Here is a 19,140-nt window from a genome sequence, read left to right as displayed (position 1 = left end):
ATGAAGGTTAGACCATCTGTTAAACCAATGTGTGAGCATTGTAAGATTATTAAGAGACATGGTCGTGTAATGGTTATTTGTCCTGCAAATCCAAAGCACAAGCAACGTCAAGGTTAAAATAAAATAGGAGGTGCAATTTATGGCACGTATTGCTGGTGTTGATTTACCAAGAGATAAAAGAATAGTTGTTGCATTAACTTATATTTATGGTATTGGTGAACCAACTGCTCAGAAAATTTGTGCGGATGCTGGTGTTTCTGAAGACATACGTTCAAAAGATTTGACTCCAGATGATCAAGAAAAGCTTCGCGCAGAAGTAGATAAATACCGCGTTGAAGGTGACTTACGAAGAGAAGTTAGCATGAACATCAAGCGGTTAATTGATATCGGTTCATACCGTGGTATGCGTCATCGCCATGGACTTCCAGTTCGTGGACAAAATACCAAAAATAATGCCCGTACACGTAAGGGTAGCAAAAAGAATAAATAAAAATTATAAGGAGGTTTATTGATGCCTAAAACAGCACGTAAGCGTCGTGTGAAGAAGCACGTTGAAAGAGGCGTTGCTCATATTCATTCTACGTTTAATAATACTTTAGTCATGATTACTGACACTCAAGGTAACGCTATTGCTTGGTCATCAGCAGGTGCATTGGGCTTTAAAGGTAGCCGGAAATCTACACCATTTGCAGCACAAATGGCAGCTGAAGCTGCTGCTAAAAGTGCAATGGATCAAGGCATGAAACATGTAGAAGTTTCTGTTAAGGGGCCTGGCGCTGGTCGTGAATCTGCTATAAGATCACTACAAGCTACTGGTTTGGAAATTACTGCTATTCGTGACGTTACTCCTGTTCCTCACAATGGTTCTAGACCACCAAAACGTCGTCGTGTTTAATTTTGTTCTTATTGAAAGACGTTGCGTTTTGAAAGGGGTCTAGTAATGATTGAATTTGAAAAACCAAATATTACCGTTGTGGACCAAGAAAAGTCTTATGGTAAATTTGTTATTGAACCACTTGAACGAGGCTTTGGTACTACTTTAGGTAATTCATTACGTAGAGTATTACTCACTTCTATTCCAGGTACGGGCCTTGTGTATGTTCAAATCGATGATGTTTTGCACGAATTCTCTACCGTTCCAGGTGTTAAGGAAGACGTTGCAAAAATGATTTTAAATTTGAAAAAGCTAGAATTAAAGTCTTTTTCAGACGAACAAAAGATAATTGAAATTGACGTTGAAGGTCCGGCTACTGTTACTGCCGATGACTTTAAAGTTGATGCAGATGTTCAAATACTTAATCCTGATCAATATATTTGTACCATTGCTGATGGTGGACACTTACATATGCAAGCCGCTGTTAAAAATGGTCGAGGTTATGTTGCAGCAAGTGATAACAAGAGTGATGACATGCCAATTGGGGTCATTCCTGTTGATTCTCTCTTTTCCCCAATTGAAAAAGTTAATTATCAAGTTGAGTCAACTCGTGTTGGTAAAAGAGATGATTTTGATAAGCTCACTTTAGAGATTTGGACTGATGGTTCAATTAAACCCAATGATGCCCTTAGTTTTGCTGCTAAAATTTTGGTAGAACATTTCAAAGTGTTTGAAAATGCTGATGCAAGTACTAAATTCAACGATGTTATGGTTGAAAAAGAGGATGATACGGCAGAAAAAAAGCTTGAGATGACGATTGAAGAGCTTGATCTATCTGTTCGTTCTTATAACTGCCTTAAAAGAGCTGGCATTAATACACTGCAAGAACTGACTGATAAATCAGAGGCAGATATGATGCGTGTTCGTAACTTGGGACGTAAATCATTGGAGGAAGTCAAAAATAAATTAACTGACTTGGGACTTTCACTTCGTCAAGAGGATTAACTGAAAAATAAAAGGAGGTAAATTAATGGCATACCGAAAATTAGGCTGGGATAGTGCCCACAGAAAAGCAATGCTAAGAGAAATGACTACTCAATTAATCATGAACGAACGCATTGTTACAACTGAAACTCGTGCTAAAGAAGTACGCAAGACAGCGGAAAAGATGATCACTTTAGGTAAACGTGGTGACTTAGCTGCCAGAAGAAAAGCAGCTGCTTTTGTTCGAAATGAAGTTGCTGATATCCATGAAGAAAAAGATGCAGTTGTTGTTAAATCAGCACTACAAAAATTGTTTAGTGATATAGCACCACGTTACAAAGACCGTAATGGTGGTTATACTAGAATTATGAAGTTAGCTACAGCTCGTAAGGGTGATGGCGCTCCAATGGTTATTCTTGAATTAGTTTAATTAGGAATAGCCCAACAACTTAATAGCTATTAAGAATTATCCATGAAAGTGAGAATAAGCGTTAAGATGATGACGAAAGTTTAGTCTAGCTTAGATAATGCATATTTATCCCTCTTCATGGGTGATTTTTTTTGCCTTTTTTTGGTACAATTAAATCAGACTTTTAAGGATGGTGATAACATGACAAAAGAAAGCATTGTTAATATAAAAAACTTAAGTTTCACGTATCCTGAATCAAGCACTCCAGCAATTGACAATATTAGTTTGAATATTGAAAAGGGGTCTTGGACTTCTATTATTGGTCATAATGGAAGCGGTAAATCTACGATTATCAGACTAATGAATGGGTTGCTAGTTCCTGACGATCCTGATATTTCACGTATTAAGATTGGTGATACAATTTTAACAGAAGATACTGTTTGGCAAATAAGAGATAAAGTGGGGATTGTATTTCAAAATCCGGATAACCAGTTTGTTGGTGCTACAGTAACTGATGATGTTGCATTTGGTCTTGAAAATCGTGGCGTTTCGCGTGAAGATATGATTAAAATTGTGTCTAATGCAATTGAAGCAGTAGGCATGAGTGATTATGCAAATTCTGAACCCTCGACTTTGTCCGGCGGCCAAAAACAGCGAGTTGCAATTGCAGGAATTATTGCGCTTAAACCAGAAATCATTATTCTAGATGAAGCAACCTCAATGTTAGACCCAGAAGGTAGAAATCAGATTTTAAAAATAGTTCGTGAAATTAAAGAAAAATATAATCTCACCGTGATTGCAATTACACATGATATTGATGAAGCGAATAGTTCGGATCAAGTATTAGTTATGGATGATGGGAAATTAATAACGCAAGGCAGTCCTAAAGAAGTTTTTGCTCAAGTTAATCTTCTTAAAAAGCTGGGATTAGACGTTCCATTTTTTCAACAAATTAAAAATGAATTATGCAATAATAAAATCAATATTCCTGATGAGATTAGTTCAGAAAAAGAGTTGGTCCAATATTTATGTCAATTAAATTCGAAAATGTAAGTTATGTTTATTCGCCTGGTTCACCACTTGAAAAAAAAGGCTTAGAGAATATCAGTTTTGAATTAAATGATGGTTCATTTACTGCTATTATTGGGCATACAGGAAGTGGTAAATCAACCTTAATGCAACATTTTAATGCTCTATTGAAACCGACTAGTGGCCAAGTTGAAATTGCAGGTATAAAAATAAAATCTGATACTAATAATAAGCATTTAAAAAATTTACGTCGTCATGTAAGTTTGGTGTTTCAGTTTCCAGAATCACAATTGTTTGAAAGTACTGTTTTAGATGATATTGCGTTTGGACCTAAAAATTTTGGCTATGACGATGACAAGGCAAAGCAAAGCGCACAAAAATGGTTGAAGAAAGTAGGCTTACCTGTAGAATTTGGTTCAAGATCACCATTTGAACTTTCTGGTGGTCAAATGAGAAGAGTAGCAATTGCCGGAGTTTTGGCTTATGAACCTGATATTCTTTGTTTAGACGAACCAGCAGCGGGGCTAGATCCTAGATCTCGTAAGCAAATGATGGAGCTTTTTTCAGATTATCGTAACGCTGGTCATACGGTTATTTTAGTTACCCATAATATGGATGACGTTGCCAATTATGCTGATGATGTTTTAATAATGGAGCACGGAAAACTGATTAAACATTCTCAGCCAATCGAAGTATTTAAAAATCGTTCCTGGTTGAAAGAGCATCATCTTGATGAGCCAAAGTCTTCCGTTTTTGCTGCCCAATTGAAAAATTATAATTTTTCTGCTCCGCCTTTAAGGTTACCGGATTTGATCTCAGGAATTAAGCAAAATTTAAAGGGGTAACTCATGAGTAAAATTTTGATTGGACGGTATCTTCCGGGCGATTCACTAATTTATAAGATGGATCCACGTGGAAAGCTACTAGCCACTGTACTTTTTATTTTTATAATTTTTCTAGCTAATAACCCAATTACTTATGTAATTATAACTTTTTTTAGTTTGGTGGCAGTAGCGGCAACCAACCTAAAATGGAAAATCTTTTGGGAGGGCATTAAACCTGTAATTTGGTTAATTTTGTTTACTTCCCTGTTACAACTTTTCTTCACAGTAGGGGGAACAGTTTACTGGCATTGGGGTATTTTTGCTTTGACCAGTTATGGAATTAGTAATGCTATTTTTATTTTTATTCGCTTTACAGTCATTGTTTTAATTTCGACGGTTATGACAGTAACGACCACTCCATTAGAAATCGCTGATGCAATTGAATGGCTGTTAATTCCGCTTAAATTAGTTAAGGTTCCGGTCGATAAAATTGCTTTAGTAATGTCGATTGCATTACGTTTCGTGCCGACCCTATTTGATGAAACTTTTAAAATTATGAATGCGCAGAGATCTCGGGGAGCCGACTTTAATAATGGTGGATTGGTTGCACGTGCAAAAGCTATTACTCCATTACTTATACCTTTGTTTATAAATTCTCTTTCAACAGCGATTGATCTTTCAACAGCAATGGAATCTCGTGGTTATCGTGGCGATGAAGGAAGAACACGATTTCGTGTTTTACATTGGTCTAAGTTCGACTTGTGTAATCTCGGCTACTTTCTGATATTGACAGCATTGTTAGTTATTTTTAGGACACATTAATGAAAACAAGATATAAAATGACGCTTTCCTATGATGGTCATCTATTTCATGGCTTTCAAGCACAGCCCAAGCAAAGGACAGTACAGGGGACAATTGAATCTGCACTTGAAAAAATGACAAAAGGTCAGCAAGTAAGAATTGAAGGTTCTGGCAGAACTGATGCTGGTGTTCATGCTTTAGGTCAAGTAATTCACTTTGATTATCCTGGAAACAAAATTCCACCTCAAAGAATGCTTTGTGCACTCAATTCAATGATGCCTTTGGATATAGTTTTTAATGATTGTGAAATTGTTAATGAAGACTTTCATGTCAGATATAGTGCTAAAGGAAAATGGTATCGATACAGACTTAGCTTGGATCGCTTTGTTAATCCTTTTAAAAGATTTTATACTGGACATTATCCCTATCAAATAAATGTTAAAAAAATGCAACAGGCAGCCAGAGATTTGATTGGTACACATGATTTTACAAGTTTTGCTGCAAGTGGGGGACAAATCAAAAATAAAGTTAGAACAATGTATTATATTAATATACGAAAAGATGACATTGAAAATGAAATAATTTTTGATTTTATTTGTTCAGGTTTTCTATATAATATGGTTCGAATATTAGTTGCGACACTTCTTGAAATTGGAAACGGCAAACGTCCTATTAATGATATTCCCCGGGTAATATTAGCTAAGGATCGCGAACAGGTAAGAGAAACAGCACAGGCAAACGGACTTTTTTTATTTCATGTGTTTTATGAGGATATTCCCTTAAAATATCGTCAAGATGAGAATTTATATTGACAATTAAAGCAAAAGGACGTATTCTATTAAAGTATGTTTGTCCACGATAGGCCCCGGAATCTTATTGTTTTCAAACAACGTATAAACGGAGGAATTTAAATTGCGTACTACACAATTAGCTAAACCTAATGAAATTGAACATAAGTGGTATGTTGTTGACGCAACAGATGTGTCTTTAGGACGTCTGTCTACTGCAGTAGCAACTATTTTAAGGGGTAAAAACAAGCCTCAATATACACCAAATGTTGACACTGGAGATAACGTTATTATTATTAACGCATCTAAGGTTAAGTTGACAGGGAAGAAAGCTACTGACAAGATTTATTACCATCACTCTGGTTTTCGTGGTGGTATCAAAGCCATTCCTGCTGGAGAAATGCTTGCAAAGAATCCAGTTAGATTAGTTGAATTGTCGGTTAAAGGAATGCTTCCGAAGAATACTCTTGGACACCAAGAATTTATGAAGATGCATGTTTATGCTGATGCTAATCACAAGCATGAAGCTCAAAAACCGGAAACGTTAGATATTAACAAATTAATCTAGGAGGTTACATAAATGGCACAACAAGTTGCATATGCAGGTACTGGTCGCCGTAAGAATTCAGTTGCGCGTGTACGTTTAGTACCAGGCAATGGAAAAATTACTGCAAATAATAAAGATATTAATCAATATATCCCATTTCCTAACTTAGTTAAGGATTTAAAACAACCACTGACTTTGACTGAAACTGATGGTCAATACGACGTTAATGTTAATGTTAATGGTGGAGGATTTTCAGGTCAAGCCGGTGCGATTCGTCTTGGAATTGCTCGTGCTTTACTAGAAGTAGATCCAGACTTTCGTGGTCCACTGAAGAAGGCTGGGTTCTTAACACGTGATCCAAGAATGGTTGAAAGAAAGAAGCCAGGCTTGAAGAAGGCTCGTAAAGCTTCACAATTTAGTAAGCGTTAAATTTGTCAGTTTTTAAAATCGACTAGTAGCGTCAAAAGCATCAGTAATAAAGCTGATGCTTTTTTAACTTCTTTTGTAAATACTGATAATAAAAAAACTAGACTGCACTAAACTATCCTAGAGCTTAGTGTTTTTGTATAATTATTATACTGGGTTACTTTTAATCTAATAGAAATGATCTGTAGCAAATTTTAACTTGTAAGTGTGTAGTTAATTGAGGACACAAAAAATAGAAGTCCTTATTAACTAAATAATTATAATCTGCTGATTTTATTAGTAACTAAAAGCTTAATAAATTTGAAAAAGAACTAATTAGTGGAACATAAAACTATAATTAAATAGGAATCTTTTGTTTAATTGTATAAAAGGAGGGTTTAAATGGATAAAGTGGAATTAACACGATTCAGAATCAAAAAAGGAAAAGAAAAATTGGCACAAGCTTGGATGGATTTTCTTAATCAGCATCATGAAGCAACGGTGGCAACTATGGCAGATGAAAAGATGTATGTTGAGACAGTTTTTAAGGAAGAAAGTTTAGATGGTTATACTTATTTTTACTGGTACTCGATTCAAGGTGAGGGTGGTAAAGCTGTTGAAGATTCTGAAAACTACATTGATAAAAAACATTTAGAATACTGGGATGAATGTATAGATAGAAACTATCATCCGGATAATTTAGAAATAGAGCAAAACTTATTGTCGCCTATAATTGAGCAAGTTATTAAGAGAAATAAAGGTTAATGAGCACAAAAAAGACTCATGTAAGTGAGTCTTTTTTAATAATTATTCGTATCTTAAAGCAGTAATTGGATCAAGCTTGGCTGCTCGTCTAGCTGGCAGTGTTCCGGCTAAAAATGTAATTAAACAAATAATTCCAATGATTAGCAAACTGCTAGTCCAATTAAATTGAATTAAGATAAAGCCATCAATGCCTTTTAAGAAAGTTTTTCTGGCAACTGAGTTTAATACCTGTCCTAGTCCTATGGCACCAAGCAATCCAAGAAGTGAACCGAATAAACCGATTAGAATTGCTTCACAACTAAAAATTGAAAAGACTTTACCTTGACCTAATCCTAAAGCCTTCATTAGACCAATTTCACGTGTTCGGTCGCGAACTGACATGTAAAGAGTATTAACAACCCCAAAGCTGGCGGCTACAAGAGCGATTGCTCCAAAAATAATTAATACACCAGTTGCAATATTGAAAGTTTGAAAGAGTTGTTTAACCGCATCTTTTAAAGTTTGAGCTGTATAACCTTTTTTGGCTAATTTCTTTTCAATCGTTAAAATTTTGTCAGGATTTTTACTGGTTGGTGTTGCTACAATTTCAACATAACGATCCTGAAGCGCCTTTGGCATACCATCTTGATTGGCCTTAATTATTTTTTGACTTAAGCCATGACTGTAGACGTTTTGTCCGCTACTGACCATACTATCGTTACGAACTCCTACAATTGTCGCTGAGATCTTCTGCTTCTTTTTGGTAACAGGGGAGTTAGTCACAAGTGTGATTGATTTTCCTAAGGCTTGATGAGCATTGTGATAACCAAAAGCTTTTACCATTTGCTTAGTTAAAAGAATTTCTGAGGAATTACCTGAAGTTGCAACTTGGCGACCTGCTTTTAAATCATAAGCGATTCCCAAGGTTGGTTGAGCATCGATGACATATTTGACTTTATTAAGTCCTTGCACATACGTAACGTTACTATCCTTTAGTGCCTTAATGTCTTTTATTCCTTTGACTGTTTTGATTTTTTTGAGGTCGTTTTTAGTTAACATCCCGTCCGCATTATTGCTGCTTTTATTAGCATTGTATTTTTCTGGTGCGGAGTTACTATTTCCACTAGAAAAATCGGGAGAAATTATCATTTGCTCGGTATTACCAACATTTCCGATTTGCTTAGTTAAATAATTATTAACACCAGAATTAATCCCCATCGTAATGCTCAGGGTTAAGGAACCGATTAGCACGGCTATAATTGTTAAAAACGTTCGACCTTTATTGTGCCATAAATTACTTGCAGCCGAGTTTAAAATATCGCGAAACTTCATTATTCTCCTCCTTCAACTACTAAACCATCTTTAATTTGGATTTGTCTTTGACATTTTTGTGCAAGATCAGGGTCGTGAGTAACAATAATTAAGGTAATTCCCTTTTCACGATGTAATTTAAACAAAATGTTTTCTACCATTTCTCCAGTAGTTGAATCTAAATTACCAGTTGGTTCATCGGCAAAAATAATTTGCGGATCATTAACTAGTGCACGGGCGATACAGACACGCTGCTTTTGACCACCAGAAAGGTTATTTGCTTTATTTTGAGCTTTACTTTCAAGATCGACTGCTTTGATTGCAGCTAAAGCCAATTCACGGCGCCTTTTTCCAGTTACACCGGCAATTTTTAATGGTAACATTACATTTTCAAGAACGGTATCTTGGGCATTTAAGAAAAATTGTTGAAAAACAAAACCAAAAGTTTGATTGCGCAATTTATTTAGTGCACGTCCTTTAATTTCGCTTGTTGGTTTGCCGTCTAATAAAATATTGCCTGAAGTTGGTTGGTCAAGAAGCGCCATAATATGCATTAAAGTTGATTTTCCAGATCCACTTTTACCAATAATAGCAACTGATTCACCTTTATTTATTTGTAAACTAACTCCGCGTAATGCATCAAACTTGGTTGTACCTTTACCATAAGTTCTGACCACATTACGAGTTTCTAATAAGCTCATTTTTTATCTCCTTTAGTGTGATAGATACATCATACACCAAAATTAGTTAAATTCAAGCTTTTTATTAAATAAATATAAAAAATATATGCCAAATGATAGAACGTTTTACTTTATCCATGTTATTTGCTAGTTTAAAAAATTCTAATTAACTACTTTTTATTAATTGAACTATCAAGTTAGTGGTAGAATCAAACCATTCACTTTTGCTTTTTAGCTTGAAATTTGACTAACTATACCATATTATAAGAAATGTAATATAAGGGGTATGAAAATGGCAATTCAAATTCAAACTCGGTTACTGGAAGGTACTGTTTTAGCTTTTATTAATCAAGAAGATCTTTATGGCTATGCATTGACACAACAAGTTCAAGCTGTATTTAATATTTCTGAATCAACTATTTATCCTGTTTTGCGGCGATTGAAAAAAGAAAAATACTTGGTAACATACGATGAACCATTTCAGGGACGGAATCGACGCTATTATAAAATAACAAAAGCTGGTAAAGTTGAATTACAAATTATTAATGCTGAATGGAATGAGTTTAAAACTAAGGTGGATCAAGTATATAGAAAAAAGGTTAATTATTAAAAAGGTAGTAATTTTAAAAAGCGCTATTCAATGTTTTGAATAACGCTTTTAAGTTAAGAAAAATATGGTTCTAAAATTTTTAAAGAAGACTGATCAAGGTTAATTTGCGCAAGAGCGCCGTAAGGAAGCGCGGTGTGGGGGTAGGCATGACCAATATTAACGTTTGCCAAAATGGGTGTTTGATACTTTGCAGTGGCTGCTAAAAGCTTGGTTTGATATTCGTTAACATAGCAATTGTTCTGTGGCTTTCCCATTAAGATTCCTCGAACAGATTTTAAAAGACCTGCTTGATCTAGTTGATCAAGCATTTGGGCATATAAATCTGGAGAGGGACATTCTTCACTAGTTTCAATGAATAAAATGATGTTTTGAGCTTCTTGGGGAGATAAAATTAATCGGTAATGCCGAATAATTTCGGCTTGATCAGGATAACGATATTGGGTCAAGTCATCATAGAGACTGTCTAAGCAGCCACCCCAAAGTAGACCTTGAATAACTCCATTTCCTCGAAGCACTTGATAACCAGTATCGAGATGGCTAATTCGAGGATGATTGATTGCTTTAGGCGAAAAATCTGTTCGTTCTTCATACCAAGTTTGACTTGCAGGAATATTAGTTGTAGGTGGGTTAATAAAGAAATGATTCCAAGTATTTAGGGTGTATTCCAGCATATTAACATCTAATTCTGCGAGATCATTTAAAAAATTAGGTCCATAAAAGCTCTGCATCCCTAATCGATAAAACATTAGGTGATTATTTGTCGTGTCCGAAAATCCTGTAAATAGTTTGGGGCTTGTCTGTACTGTTTTAATAAAATCTGTATCTTCCATTAAATATGGTAACAAGCGATAAGTATCATCACCGCCAATGGCCGCAATAATTGCTTTAATTTCAGGATTCATAAAAGCTTCTTTTAAATCATTAGCCCTTTCATTGGGATGCTTTTTTAGGTAAGTAGTTCCTTTTAAGGAATTAGGCATATAAATAAATTTAAGACCTAGTTCCTTTAAGCGCTTTTCCCCTAATTTTCGTTCATGAAGAACCTACTTTTCGCCTAAGACACCACTAGACAAACTAATTAGTGCTACTTGATCCCCTTTTTGTAATTGATGTGGTTTTACTAACAAAATTTAGCCTTCCCTTTTATTATAAAATGATTAAATATCAGTATATCATAGGTTAAGTATGTGAAAAATTAAAAGCAATTTAATAATTTCTGTTTTCTTGACCTAAAATAGTGATAATAATAAAGTAAATATAAAAGTATTAGGTATTCATGAATGTAATAAGTTAAGGGGGAAAATTAATTTGAGTTTGAAACATTTTTCTGCTCTAGCCGATGACGATTATTTTACTTCAAAAAATTGGCATTTAAAGGCTAGACAAACAACGATAGCAATAATTGGGTGGATAGGTGTCTGTTTACCATTTGTTTGTGTATATATAACGTTAAAATCACCTAAAATTGCAAAACTAGCTCATATTAAATATTATTCGGATATAGTGACACCAATTGGATTTTTAATTAAATTTTTTGCAGTTATATTCATACTTATTGCAATAATTTATTTGTTTTTGACGTTTCGCAATAATCGTCATTTTATCTCCGTTTGGACTAAAAAAAGGGTAGTCAATCAAGAACGCAGAGAGCAACACGAAAAATTAATCGAAGAAGGCTGGAGACAAAAGTTTGGTGACTTAGATAAGCGCCAACAGCAAAATTTTTATAGTGTTAAACCCGAACAAAATCTTGAAACAGATTTTGCGCAGCGTTTATTTAAGAAGCGAGGTTAATAATGAGTTTAACTTGGTCAACTATTAAGCCTTTATTAAATATATTGTTTTTGATTTTAATTTCATATCCCATCCTCGGTGGTCTTGGTTGGTTCATCGGTGGCTTATGTTACAGGTTCGTATTTAGAAATAAGAAAAAATACTTTGTTGATATTTCTGAAAGTGACGAACCATTTATTACGATTATGATTCCTGCACATAATGAAGAAGCCACTTTAGAAGAAACTATCATTTATTTACTTACAAAGCTAAATTATACTAATTATGAGGTTTTGGTAATTGATGATTGTTCAACAGATCGTACCCTGCAGATCCTGCAAGATTTACAAAAACAGTATTCAAACTTACGGATCATTCATATTGAAAAAAATAAGGGTAAAGCGCATGCCTTTAATGTTGGCTTGGCTTTTACTAAAGGAGAATTTGTCCTTAGTAATGATGCGGATACAATTCCTGAACCTGATGCGCTAAAACGCTATGTTAATTATTTCAATAGTCCAGAAGGACAAAATATTGCAGCGGTGACTTCTAATGTCGAGGTTCGTAATCGGACTAAGCTGATTACGAAGTCAATCACTGTCGAATTTTCTAGTATTGTTGGTATTATAAAGAGAGCTGAGATGGGCGTTTTTGGTAGTATTTTTGCTTACAGTGGTGCGAATACGATGTATCGTAAAAGCGCCTTAATGGATGTGGGCTTATTTCGTCAAGACCGCGCTACTGAAGATATTAGTATTGCATGGGATCATCAATTAAATAATTGGTTATCAGTGTTTGCACCTGATATTATTTCTTACACCTTGGTTCCAGAAACGCTAAAGGATTTATATCATCAACGTAAGCGTTGGGCTAAGGGCGGCACGGAAGTTTGGCTTACTAACTTATCAAAAGTTTTGCAACATCCGATTAAAAATTTGGGTGAGTCTCTGTTACTTTTTGATCAAACATTTAGTATTTTTTGGTCATTTTTCTTTGCCATTTCATCAATAATTTTTGTTTTTTTAGTGATTAATTATATTACATTGCAAAATTGGCCACAGTTGTTTTATTTGCTCTTTTCAACTTTAATGTTAATTTGCTTTGAAATGATTGCTGGTACTTTACAACTAACAACAGCTTTATTAATTGATACGCGAGGAAATAAGTTGAGATATATTTTATTTGCCCCCATTTATTTACTGTGTTTATGGGTAATTAATACCATAACAATCATTACCACATTTATTCCAGCCATAAAAACTATTTTGGGTCATGGTTCAGGTACATGGGTTAGTCCGACGCGATAAACCAACATTTTGTATAGTGAGATTTTATTATTAAATTTTTCCCAAAATTGCGCTTACGCATTAATTAGGCTATGCTACAAAGAATTTAAAGGTTTCATTTGAGGCTATTAAGTGGGATAGACAAAATGAAATATGATTTCTTGCTAGCTATTTCAAAAAATGATTATCTCAGTATTCAAAAATTATTTGATTTTATTGTAACCTTTAGGAAAATAATTAATAAGAGTTCTTCTGCTTAAGAAGTTAAAATGCAATTTGCATGTTGATTAAAACTAGTGATTGAGGAGGATTAAAATGTTATTTGGATCAGTAGAAGCAGGTGGCACAAAGTTTGTTTGTGCGGTTGGCAATGAAAATTATCAAATACAAGATAAAACTACTATACCAACAACTACACCAACTAAAACTATGAAGCAAGTTGTTTCTTATTTTAAACAATTTCAAATTGATGCTATTAGTATTGCATCGTTTGGTCCGATAGAGATTAGGAAAACAGCACCAAATTATGGCTATATCACTAAAACACCTAAAAAGGGGTGGCAAAACACCGACATAGTTGGGATGCTTAAACAAGAAATCAATGTCCCTATCTTTTTTACTACTGATGTTAATGGTTCAGCATACGGGGAATACATAATGTCGCTTCTATCAAACGAGGATATTAATTCACTTGTTTATTACACGATTGGCACAGGAGTTGGTGGTGGTGCCATAGTTAACGGTAAACTAATCGGTAGTTTAGGTCATCCTGAAATGGGTCATGTTTTAGTTAAGCGCCATCCTGATGATTTAGAGTTTGACGGAATCTGTCCGTTTCATAGTGACTGTTTGGAAGGATTAATTTCAGGACCTACCTTTGAGGCACGGACGGGTAAAAAGGGGATAGATGTTCCTTTATCCGATCATGTTTGGGACATTATGAGTTATTATGCAGCTCAAGCTGCATTACAAACTACACTGATCTTAAGACCAGATAAAATTATTTTTGGTGGCGGTGTAACGAGTGAAAAGTTTTTAGAAAAAGTTCGAAAAGACTTTAATCAAATGCTTAATGGTTATATTGCTGTGCCGGACTTGAGCAAGTATATATCCATGCCAGCAATTGCTGATAACGGCTCGGCCACAGTTGGGAACTTTGCTTTGGCTAAGAGAATATTAAAAGAATTGAATTAAAAAACTGGCATTTAATTATATTAAAGAGCTAAATCATAAAATATGTATCATTTTTAATAATATGATTGAATCTTTACAAGAATCGGATTTTTAGTATGAAAAAAGGGTATGCGTTCAGCATACTCTTTTTATATTTTAGCTAAATTAATGATTTAAATTCTAGTTGTTTTTTTACTTTATGTGATAAATTATTAAAATAACGCTTTCAATTTCGATCAAAATTTTTGCTTTAATATTTTGATAATATAATACAACAAATAAATTAATTATCAAATTATTAATAGTAAAAACAGAGTTAATAAATCTAAAATTTTATATAAAAGATATTAAATAACCTTGCTATAACCATTTATAAAAATAAAGCAAATTAATTGATAAAAAAGCGCTATAATTTGTTATTTTAAAAGCGTGATAAATAACAAATAATGCTCAATGTTTTTATATTGATTTTATATCTCATGCATTAGTATGAATTGATGATTAAGCTCGCAATTATTTATGGAATTTCAGTATAAAATGTGAGAAGATTATCCCTAGAGGTATAATATGTAGTAAAAGAAAAAGAGGCTATATTTTGAACAAGCATTTGAACAAGCATAAGTTAATTGAAGATGTTAAAAATACAAATTATAAAATGCATAAAAGTAAAAAAGGATGGGTGGTTAGTTATTCCTTACTAACTTTAATGCTGGGAGGATTATTTTTTGACAGCACTTCTTTTACACAAAATGTAAAAGCTTCGGAAATTGAATCACAAAATAACCAACAACAGAGTAGCACTATTAAAAGTAGCTCCCAAGATATTTCTGCTGCAAGAGAAAACGCTCAGCTCAGTTTAAAAGCTGAAGCAGATAAAGTAAAACATGAAATCAGCTCTGACAATAATTTGAGTAATAGCAAAAAGCAAGAGCAGCTTAAGACAGTTGATACTATCTTTAATAAAGCTAAAGATAAAATTGATCAAGCGACTACTTTAGTAGACATTAAAGTATTAGTAGCTAATGAAACTTTGAATATAAATTCCTGCTACAAAATTACAACTACTCAAGCAACTGTTACACACAATAAAAATATTGTTGTCAAAAATAAGAAAATAGTATCTAACAAACCCAAGAAACGCCAATCAAATGTTACTAATAAAACAACTAATAAGAAAGCCAAAGTAACATCGTATTCTGGGCTGAATTCGTTTTTAAAGAGCAGTTCCGTGAAGTCTGCTACTAAATTAGAACAAATTAATAAGCATGAATCTTCAACTGCTTCACAACAGAATGATAATCAAACTAAGAATATTGGGCTACCCGTCACAACACCTAAGGAAGTTACTTCTAGTAATGTACCTAAAGCCATTAATTTGTCTGCTGGTATAACACCTGATTCAGATAATCATGTGGTGGATCAGAGAAGTACGAAGAGTGCCGTCTTAAAAGATGGACTTCCATTGAACCCAGAATTGGCAGCAGATGATGCTGATTCAAAGGAGATAACTGTATCACCTGATGTTGACAATGGGCGTAAAGATTTTGAAGAAAACATTGGTAAGTCCACTAATGTATCCCCTACTTCCTTAGATATTGCTGTACCAGATCAGATATTAAATCCTGATAAATATCAACAAAAAAGCGTAGATGTAGATAGCTTTAGTGCTTTGGCAAAAGCATGGGCTGATAGGACTGTTACATATATTAATATTACAAAAGATATAAGCTATACTGGAGGCACTATTAGAAATAGAGCTGCGGGAGCAAGTGTGGTAATTAATGGTAATGGTCACACAGTAGATTTGGGCAATCAGGATTTTGGACTAGGTGCAATTCCAAGTACTAATCCGACAACGATTACTCTGACCAATACAAAGTACCAACAAGGATACACTACTAATGATGGTCTTTATGGTCTTGTTTATGCAACTTCTGGTTACGGTCTTACCGTAAACGTCGACAAGATTAATTTATCAGCAAGTTCTGCAAATAAAAATAATCCGATCCATGTGGTTTATGCATCCAATGCACTAGTTAACTTTTCAGGCGATAATAATTTTAATATTTCAAATGAAGTTACTCGTGCAGTGACTAAGATTATGTTTTCTAATAAAGCTCATGTGACAATGCAGCGAACTGCTAATGATGCACACTTTTCAGAATTCTTTTTTTTGGTTCCCTCAATTGCAGGAACTGCAGGTTATGGCAATGTAATCATGATGGGAAATGACTCATCCAATACTGCCTATACTAATAATGGTAGTCCTGCTAATTTTCCTGCTGTATATTTAAATATTAATGGGATAACCACTGGAGATAATGTCAAGTGGGAACAAAGTGGCTTTCAGTACTTTATTAATGGTACCCAAGGAAGTAGCGCAGGTGCAAAATTCAAATTTGGGCAAAACTTTAATTTGAAGGCGCCATTTACCACTCAACCGGGTGCAATTAAACTTGAAGATAATCAAATAGCTGAATTTGGTGCAGGTACTGTTTTTGATATTAATCAAAGAGCTAATGGTGCAGTAATTCAAGTAGATGATAGTTCTTCTGTAAGTTTTACATCACCGAAGCAACTTCATTTGGCTGTTCAAGATAATTCAGGTAACCCTGCATCAAGTCGTACAGGAATAATTGCAGGTACAGGTAGTGTGACCCTAAATAATTCGAATGTTTCGACTTGGTCAGACGCTAACTCTTCAATAAAGTTTCCTGATGGGAATAATACTGCTCAGTTTACTAAAATGGTTGTTCAAAATGGAAGAGCAACCCTTACTGATTTAAATGGCAAAACAACCTCATCAAATATTGTTACATCAACAACAAGAGAATTACAAACTAATGCACTTCCAGTTGGTAAAATATTGGTGCAGTATGTTGATCAAAATGGCAAAAAAATCGGTGACCCCGTGGCAATTAGTCTTGATAAAGACGCGTATATTGGTCAGTTTATCCCACTTAATAGTCAAGAAATTGCAGTTAAAAACCTGCCTAAGAACTATATGTGGGCAATTGGTGACCAAGTTTATGCTGGGGCAAAAACTGATAAGCAAAGCCGAGGTGATAGTACCTCAACGACTGATAATGGGGACGAATTTGGGCAAGCTCAGATTGGAATTGTGCCCATGAAAGGCCAGACATATACATATAATGTTTATGTTTATGGTGTAAAGGAAAAAGCAACTTATCAATATATCGATATTAATAATCCAGATAAGGTTCTGACTTCAAAACTTTCGGGAAAAGCTGGAGATGAAGCAGTTGGCAATAAAATTCCAGCCAATTATGGTAATACAATTAATTGGCAAGATGAATACTATACTAAAGATAATGTACCTGAGAATTATCATTATGTAAAAGATGCACCAAGCCAAGCTACAACAATGCTAGTAGGAGAAAATAATCCGGTAGTTAATATATATGTAGCAGGTGATACACAAACCATTACGCCAACATATGAGGATAAAAATGGTAAGGTACTTAATCCGTCTGAGACCGTAAAGATTACAGGCGCTTTCGGTGAAGAAGTAGCCATTCCAAAGGCTCCTGAAATTCAAGATTATGCTTTTGACCATGTGGAAATAGATGGACAAAAGGTAGCTAACGATACCAAGATTACTATTAATAGTACAACTAAGGTTAAGTATGTTTATCATGCTTTAAGTGAAGATAAGAGCCAAGCTAAAACAGAGATAGACAACGAAGCTAAGCAGATCAAGGAAGATATTGCAAAAGATCCGACGCTTGATGATGCCGCTAAGACAGCTCAACAAGGTCAAGTTGACACCGATGCCAAAGCTGCCAAAGATGCCATTGATCAGGCAGAGAATGCGCAAGGCGTAAAGGCTGCCAAAGACCAAGGTATAACTAAGATTGATGGCGATCATAAGCCAAATAGTACTTCACTAACTGATCAAAAGAGCCAAGCTAAAACAGAGATAGACAACGAAGCTAAGCAGATCAAGGAAGATATTGCAAAAGATCCGACGCTTGATGATGCCGCTAAGACAGCTCAACAAGGTCAAGTTGACACCGATGCCAAAGCTGCCAAAGATGCCATTGATCAGGCAGAGAATGCGCAAGGCGTAAAGGCTGCCAAAGACCAAGGTATAACTAAGATTGATGGCGATCATAAGCCAAATAGTACTTCACTAACTGATCAAAAGAGCCAAGCTAAAACAGAGATAGACAACGAAGCTAAGCAGATCAAGGAAGATATTGCAAAAGATCCGACGCTTGATGATGCCGCTAAGACAGCTCAACAAGGTCAAGTTGACACCGATGCCAAAGCTGCCAAAGATGCCATTGATCAGGCAGAGAATGCGCAAGGCGTAAAGGCTGCCAAAGACCAAGGTATAACTAAGATTGATGGCGATCATAAGCCAAATAAGAATATTGCGGTCACTATTAAGTATGTTGATGCAGCTGGTAAAGAAATTCATCCAGAGACAACAGTACAAGCAGAAGTTGGTAAGGATTATACGGCTCACGCACTTATAATTGATGGCTATGAGATAGACGGAAATGATTCTAAAACAGTCAACATCACAAAAACTGGTATAACAATTACCTTTAATTATGTTGCTAAGAAGGCGGAAGCAAAACAAGCACCAGTGACAATTAAGTATGTCGATGCAGCTGGTAAGGAAATTAGTCCAGAGACAACAGTACAAGCAGAAGTTGGTAAGGATTATACGGCTCATGCTCTACAGATTGCAGGTTATGAGATTGACGGTAGTGAATCGCAAACAGTTACTGTAGGAGAAAAAGGAACAACAATTACCTTTAAGTATGTTGCTAAGAAGGAAGAAGCAAAACAAGCACCAGTGACAATTAAGTATGTCGATGCGACTGGTAAGGAAATTAGTCCAGAGACAACAGTACAAGCAGAAGTTGGTAA

Annotated in this window: 19 protein-coding genes and 1 pseudogene; 17 read left to right on the top strand and 3 right to left on the bottom strand. The window is 34.9% G+C overall.

The features are described 5' to 3' along the window. From rpmJ to F5ESL0246_RS06300, 12 genes are all read left to right on the top strand, one after another. Complete coding sequence (gene rpmJ, locus F5ESL0246_RS06350; protein WP_046307548.1) at window positions 1–117, top strand: 50S ribosomal protein L36; 117 nt, start codon at window positions 1–3, stop codon at window positions 115–117. A 22-nt stretch (window positions 118–139) separates the two neighbouring features. After that, window positions 140–490: a 30S ribosomal protein S13 gene (gene rpsM / locus F5ESL0246_RS06345; RefSeq protein ID WP_122018798.1), complete on the top strand. Its 351-nt coding sequence runs from the start codon at window positions 140–142 to the stop codon at window positions 488–490. A gap of 21 nt (window positions 491–511) precedes the next feature. Beyond that, entirely contained in the window at window positions 512–895 is a 384-nt protein-coding gene (gene rpsK, locus F5ESL0246_RS06340) for a 30S ribosomal protein S11 (protein WP_122018796.1), read from the top strand. Window positions 896–940: 45 nt separating this feature from the next. Next, window positions 941–1,879 (top strand): DNA-directed RNA polymerase subunit alpha, encoded by a 939-nt coding sequence (locus F5ESL0246_RS06335; RefSeq protein ID WP_122018793.1) that lies wholly within the window; start codon window positions 941–943, stop codon window positions 1,877–1,879. A 25-nt stretch (window positions 1,880–1,904) separates the two neighbouring features. After that, complete coding sequence (gene rplQ, locus F5ESL0246_RS06330) at window positions 1,905–2,288, top strand: 50S ribosomal protein L17 (protein WP_122018790.1); 384 nt, start codon at window positions 1,905–1,907, stop codon at window positions 2,286–2,288. A gap of 180 nt (window positions 2,289–2,468) precedes the next feature. Next, window positions 2,469–3,320 carry an energy-coupling factor ABC transporter ATP-binding protein gene (locus F5ESL0246_RS06325; RefSeq protein ID WP_233551604.1) on the top strand — a complete coding sequence of 284 codons (852 nt, stop codon included), beginning with the start codon at window positions 2,469–2,471 and terminating at the stop codon, window positions 3,318–3,320. Next, entirely contained in the window at window positions 3,296–4,141 is an 846-nt protein-coding gene (locus tag F5ESL0246_RS08315; RefSeq protein ID WP_199688580.1) for an energy-coupling factor transporter ATPase, read from the top strand. The genes F5ESL0246_RS06325 and F5ESL0246_RS08315 overlap by 25 nt, the downstream gene beginning before the upstream one ends. Window positions 4,142–4,144: 3 nt before the next feature. Next, entirely contained in the window at window positions 4,145–4,942 is a 798-nt protein-coding gene (locus F5ESL0246_RS08310; RefSeq protein WP_199688578.1) for an energy-coupling factor transporter transmembrane protein EcfT, read from the top strand. Then, window positions 4,942–5,733 carry a tRNA pseudouridine(38-40) synthase TruA gene (truA, locus tag F5ESL0246_RS06315; RefSeq protein WP_122018786.1) on the top strand — a complete coding sequence of 264 codons (792 nt, stop codon included), beginning with the start codon at window positions 4,942–4,944 and terminating at the stop codon, window positions 5,731–5,733. Before F5ESL0246_RS08310 ends, truA begins: the two co-directional genes overlap by 1 nt. A 100-nt stretch (window positions 5,734–5,833) precedes the next feature. Continuing rightward, the gene (gene rplM / locus F5ESL0246_RS06310; protein WP_122018784.1) at window positions 5,834–6,277 is read left to right on the top strand and encodes a 50S ribosomal protein L13; all 444 of its coding nucleotides are present in this window, start codon (window positions 5,834–5,836) and stop codon (window positions 6,275–6,277) included. Window positions 6,278–6,289: 12 nt separating this feature from the next. Next, window positions 6,290–6,685 (top strand): 30S ribosomal protein S9, encoded by a 396-nt coding sequence (gene rpsI, locus F5ESL0246_RS06305; RefSeq protein WP_122018782.1) that lies wholly within the window; start codon window positions 6,290–6,292, stop codon window positions 6,683–6,685. A 378-nt stretch (window positions 6,686–7,063) separates the two neighbouring features. Continuing rightward, the gene (locus tag F5ESL0246_RS06300; RefSeq protein ID WP_122018780.1) at window positions 7,064–7,426 is read left to right on the top strand and encodes a DUF6176 family protein; all 363 of its coding nucleotides are present in this window, start codon (window positions 7,064–7,066) and stop codon (window positions 7,424–7,426) included. Between the two features lie 42 nt (window positions 7,427–7,468). On the opposite strand, the gene F5ESL0246_RS06295 is transcribed toward F5ESL0246_RS06300, so the two are convergent. Beyond that, the gene (locus tag F5ESL0246_RS06295; RefSeq protein WP_122018778.1) at window positions 7,469–8,737 is read right to left on the bottom strand and encodes an ABC transporter permease; all 1,269 of its coding nucleotides are present in this window, start codon (window positions 8,735–8,737) and stop codon (window positions 7,469–7,471) included. Continuing rightward, window positions 8,737–9,417: an ABC transporter ATP-binding protein gene (locus tag F5ESL0246_RS06290; RefSeq protein ID WP_122018776.1), complete on the bottom strand. Its 681-nt coding sequence runs from the start codon at window positions 9,415–9,417 to the stop codon at window positions 8,737–8,739. Before F5ESL0246_RS06290 ends, F5ESL0246_RS06295 begins: the two co-directional genes overlap by 1 nt. A 271-nt stretch (window positions 9,418–9,688) precedes the next feature. Here F5ESL0246_RS06290 and F5ESL0246_RS06285 point away from each other — a divergent pair, with 271 nt between their 5' ends. After that, entirely contained in the window at window positions 9,689–10,006 is a 318-nt protein-coding gene (locus F5ESL0246_RS06285; RefSeq protein ID WP_122018773.1) for a PadR family transcriptional regulator, read from the top strand. Between the two features lie 53 nt (window positions 10,007–10,059). Here F5ESL0246_RS06285 and F5ESL0246_RS06280 read toward each other — a convergent pair. Next, window positions 10,060–11,133, bottom strand: a pseudogene (locus F5ESL0246_RS06280) (S66 peptidase family protein). A 181-nt stretch (window positions 11,134–11,314) separates the two neighbouring features. Between F5ESL0246_RS06280 and F5ESL0246_RS06275 the strand changes: the two are divergent. The 4 genes from F5ESL0246_RS06275 to F5ESL0246_RS06260 all read left to right on the top strand — a co-directional run. Then, a complete protein-coding gene (locus tag F5ESL0246_RS06275) occupies window positions 11,315–11,800 on the top strand; it encodes a cell division protein (RefSeq protein WP_122018771.1) in 486 nt (161 codons plus the stop codon). A 2-nt stretch (window positions 11,801–11,802) separates the two neighbouring features. Next, window positions 11,803–13,086: a glycosyltransferase family 2 protein gene (locus F5ESL0246_RS06270; protein WP_122018769.1), complete on the top strand. Its 1,284-nt coding sequence runs from the start codon at window positions 11,803–11,805 to the stop codon at window positions 13,084–13,086. A 294-nt stretch (window positions 13,087–13,380) separates the two neighbouring features. Further along, complete coding sequence (gene scrK, locus F5ESL0246_RS06265; RefSeq protein ID WP_122018767.1) at window positions 13,381–14,259, top strand: fructokinase ScrK; 879 nt, start codon at window positions 13,381–13,383, stop codon at window positions 14,257–14,259. Between the two features lie 574 nt (window positions 14,260–14,833). Beyond that, window positions 14,834–19,140, top strand: a 4,307-nt coding sequence (locus tag F5ESL0246_RS06260) for a MucBP domain-containing protein (RefSeq protein WP_122018764.1), incomplete at its 3' end; no start/stop codon positions are given.

The sequence above is a fragment of the Lactobacillus sp. ESL0246 genome (assembly GCF_003692965.1).
Classification (GTDB): Bacteria; Bacillota; Bacilli; order Lactobacillales; family Lactobacillaceae; genus Lactobacillus.
Note: the sequence above shows the minus strand (reverse complement) of the source record. Positions and strands in the feature narration are given on the sequence as shown.

Coding starts and splice junctions, on each gene's coding strand:
- rpmJ (WP_046307548.1), top strand. CDS start 1: ATGAAGGTTAGACCATCTGTTAAACCAATGTGTGAGCATTGTAAGATT.
- rpsM (WP_122018798.1), top strand. CDS start 140: ATGGCACGTATTGCTGGTGTTGATTTACCAAGAGATAAAAGAATAGTT.
- rpsK (WP_122018796.1), top strand. CDS start 512: ATGCCTAAAACAGCACGTAAGCGTCGTGTGAAGAAGCACGTTGAAAGA.
- F5ESL0246_RS06335 (WP_122018793.1), top strand. CDS start 941: ATGATTGAATTTGAAAAACCAAATATTACCGTTGTGGACCAAGAAAAG.
- rplQ (WP_122018790.1), top strand. CDS start 1,905: ATGGCATACCGAAAATTAGGCTGGGATAGTGCCCACAGAAAAGCAATG.
- F5ESL0246_RS06325 (WP_233551604.1), top strand. CDS start 2,469: ATGACAAAAGAAAGCATTGTTAATATAAAAAACTTAAGTTTCACGTAT.
- F5ESL0246_RS08315 (WP_199688580.1), top strand. CDS start 3,296: ATGTCAATTAAATTCGAAAATGTAAGTTATGTTTATTCGCCTGGTTCA.
- F5ESL0246_RS08310 (WP_199688578.1), top strand. CDS start 4,145: ATGAGTAAAATTTTGATTGGACGGTATCTTCCGGGCGATTCACTAATT.
- truA (WP_122018786.1), top strand. CDS start 4,942: ATGAAAACAAGATATAAAATGACGCTTTCCTATGATGGTCATCTATTT.
- rpsI (WP_122018782.1), top strand. CDS start 6,290: ATGGCACAACAAGTTGCATATGCAGGTACTGGTCGCCGTAAGAATTCA.
- F5ESL0246_RS06300 (WP_122018780.1), top strand. CDS start 7,064: ATGGATAAAGTGGAATTAACACGATTCAGAATCAAAAAAGGAAAAGAA.
- F5ESL0246_RS06295 (WP_122018778.1), bottom strand. CDS start 8,737: ATGAAGTTTCGCGATATTTTAAACTCGGCTGCAAGTAATTTATGGCAC.
- F5ESL0246_RS06290 (WP_122018776.1), bottom strand. CDS start 9,417: ATGAGCTTATTAGAAACTCGTAATGTGGTCAGAACTTATGGTAAAGGT.
- F5ESL0246_RS06285 (WP_122018773.1), top strand. CDS start 9,689: ATGGCAATTCAAATTCAAACTCGGTTACTGGAAGGTACTGTTTTAGCT.
- F5ESL0246_RS06270 (WP_122018769.1), top strand. CDS start 11,803: ATGAGTTTAACTTGGTCAACTATTAAGCCTTTATTAAATATATTGTTT.
- scrK (WP_122018767.1), top strand. CDS start 13,381: ATGTTATTTGGATCAGTAGAAGCAGGTGGCACAAAGTTTGTTTGTGCG.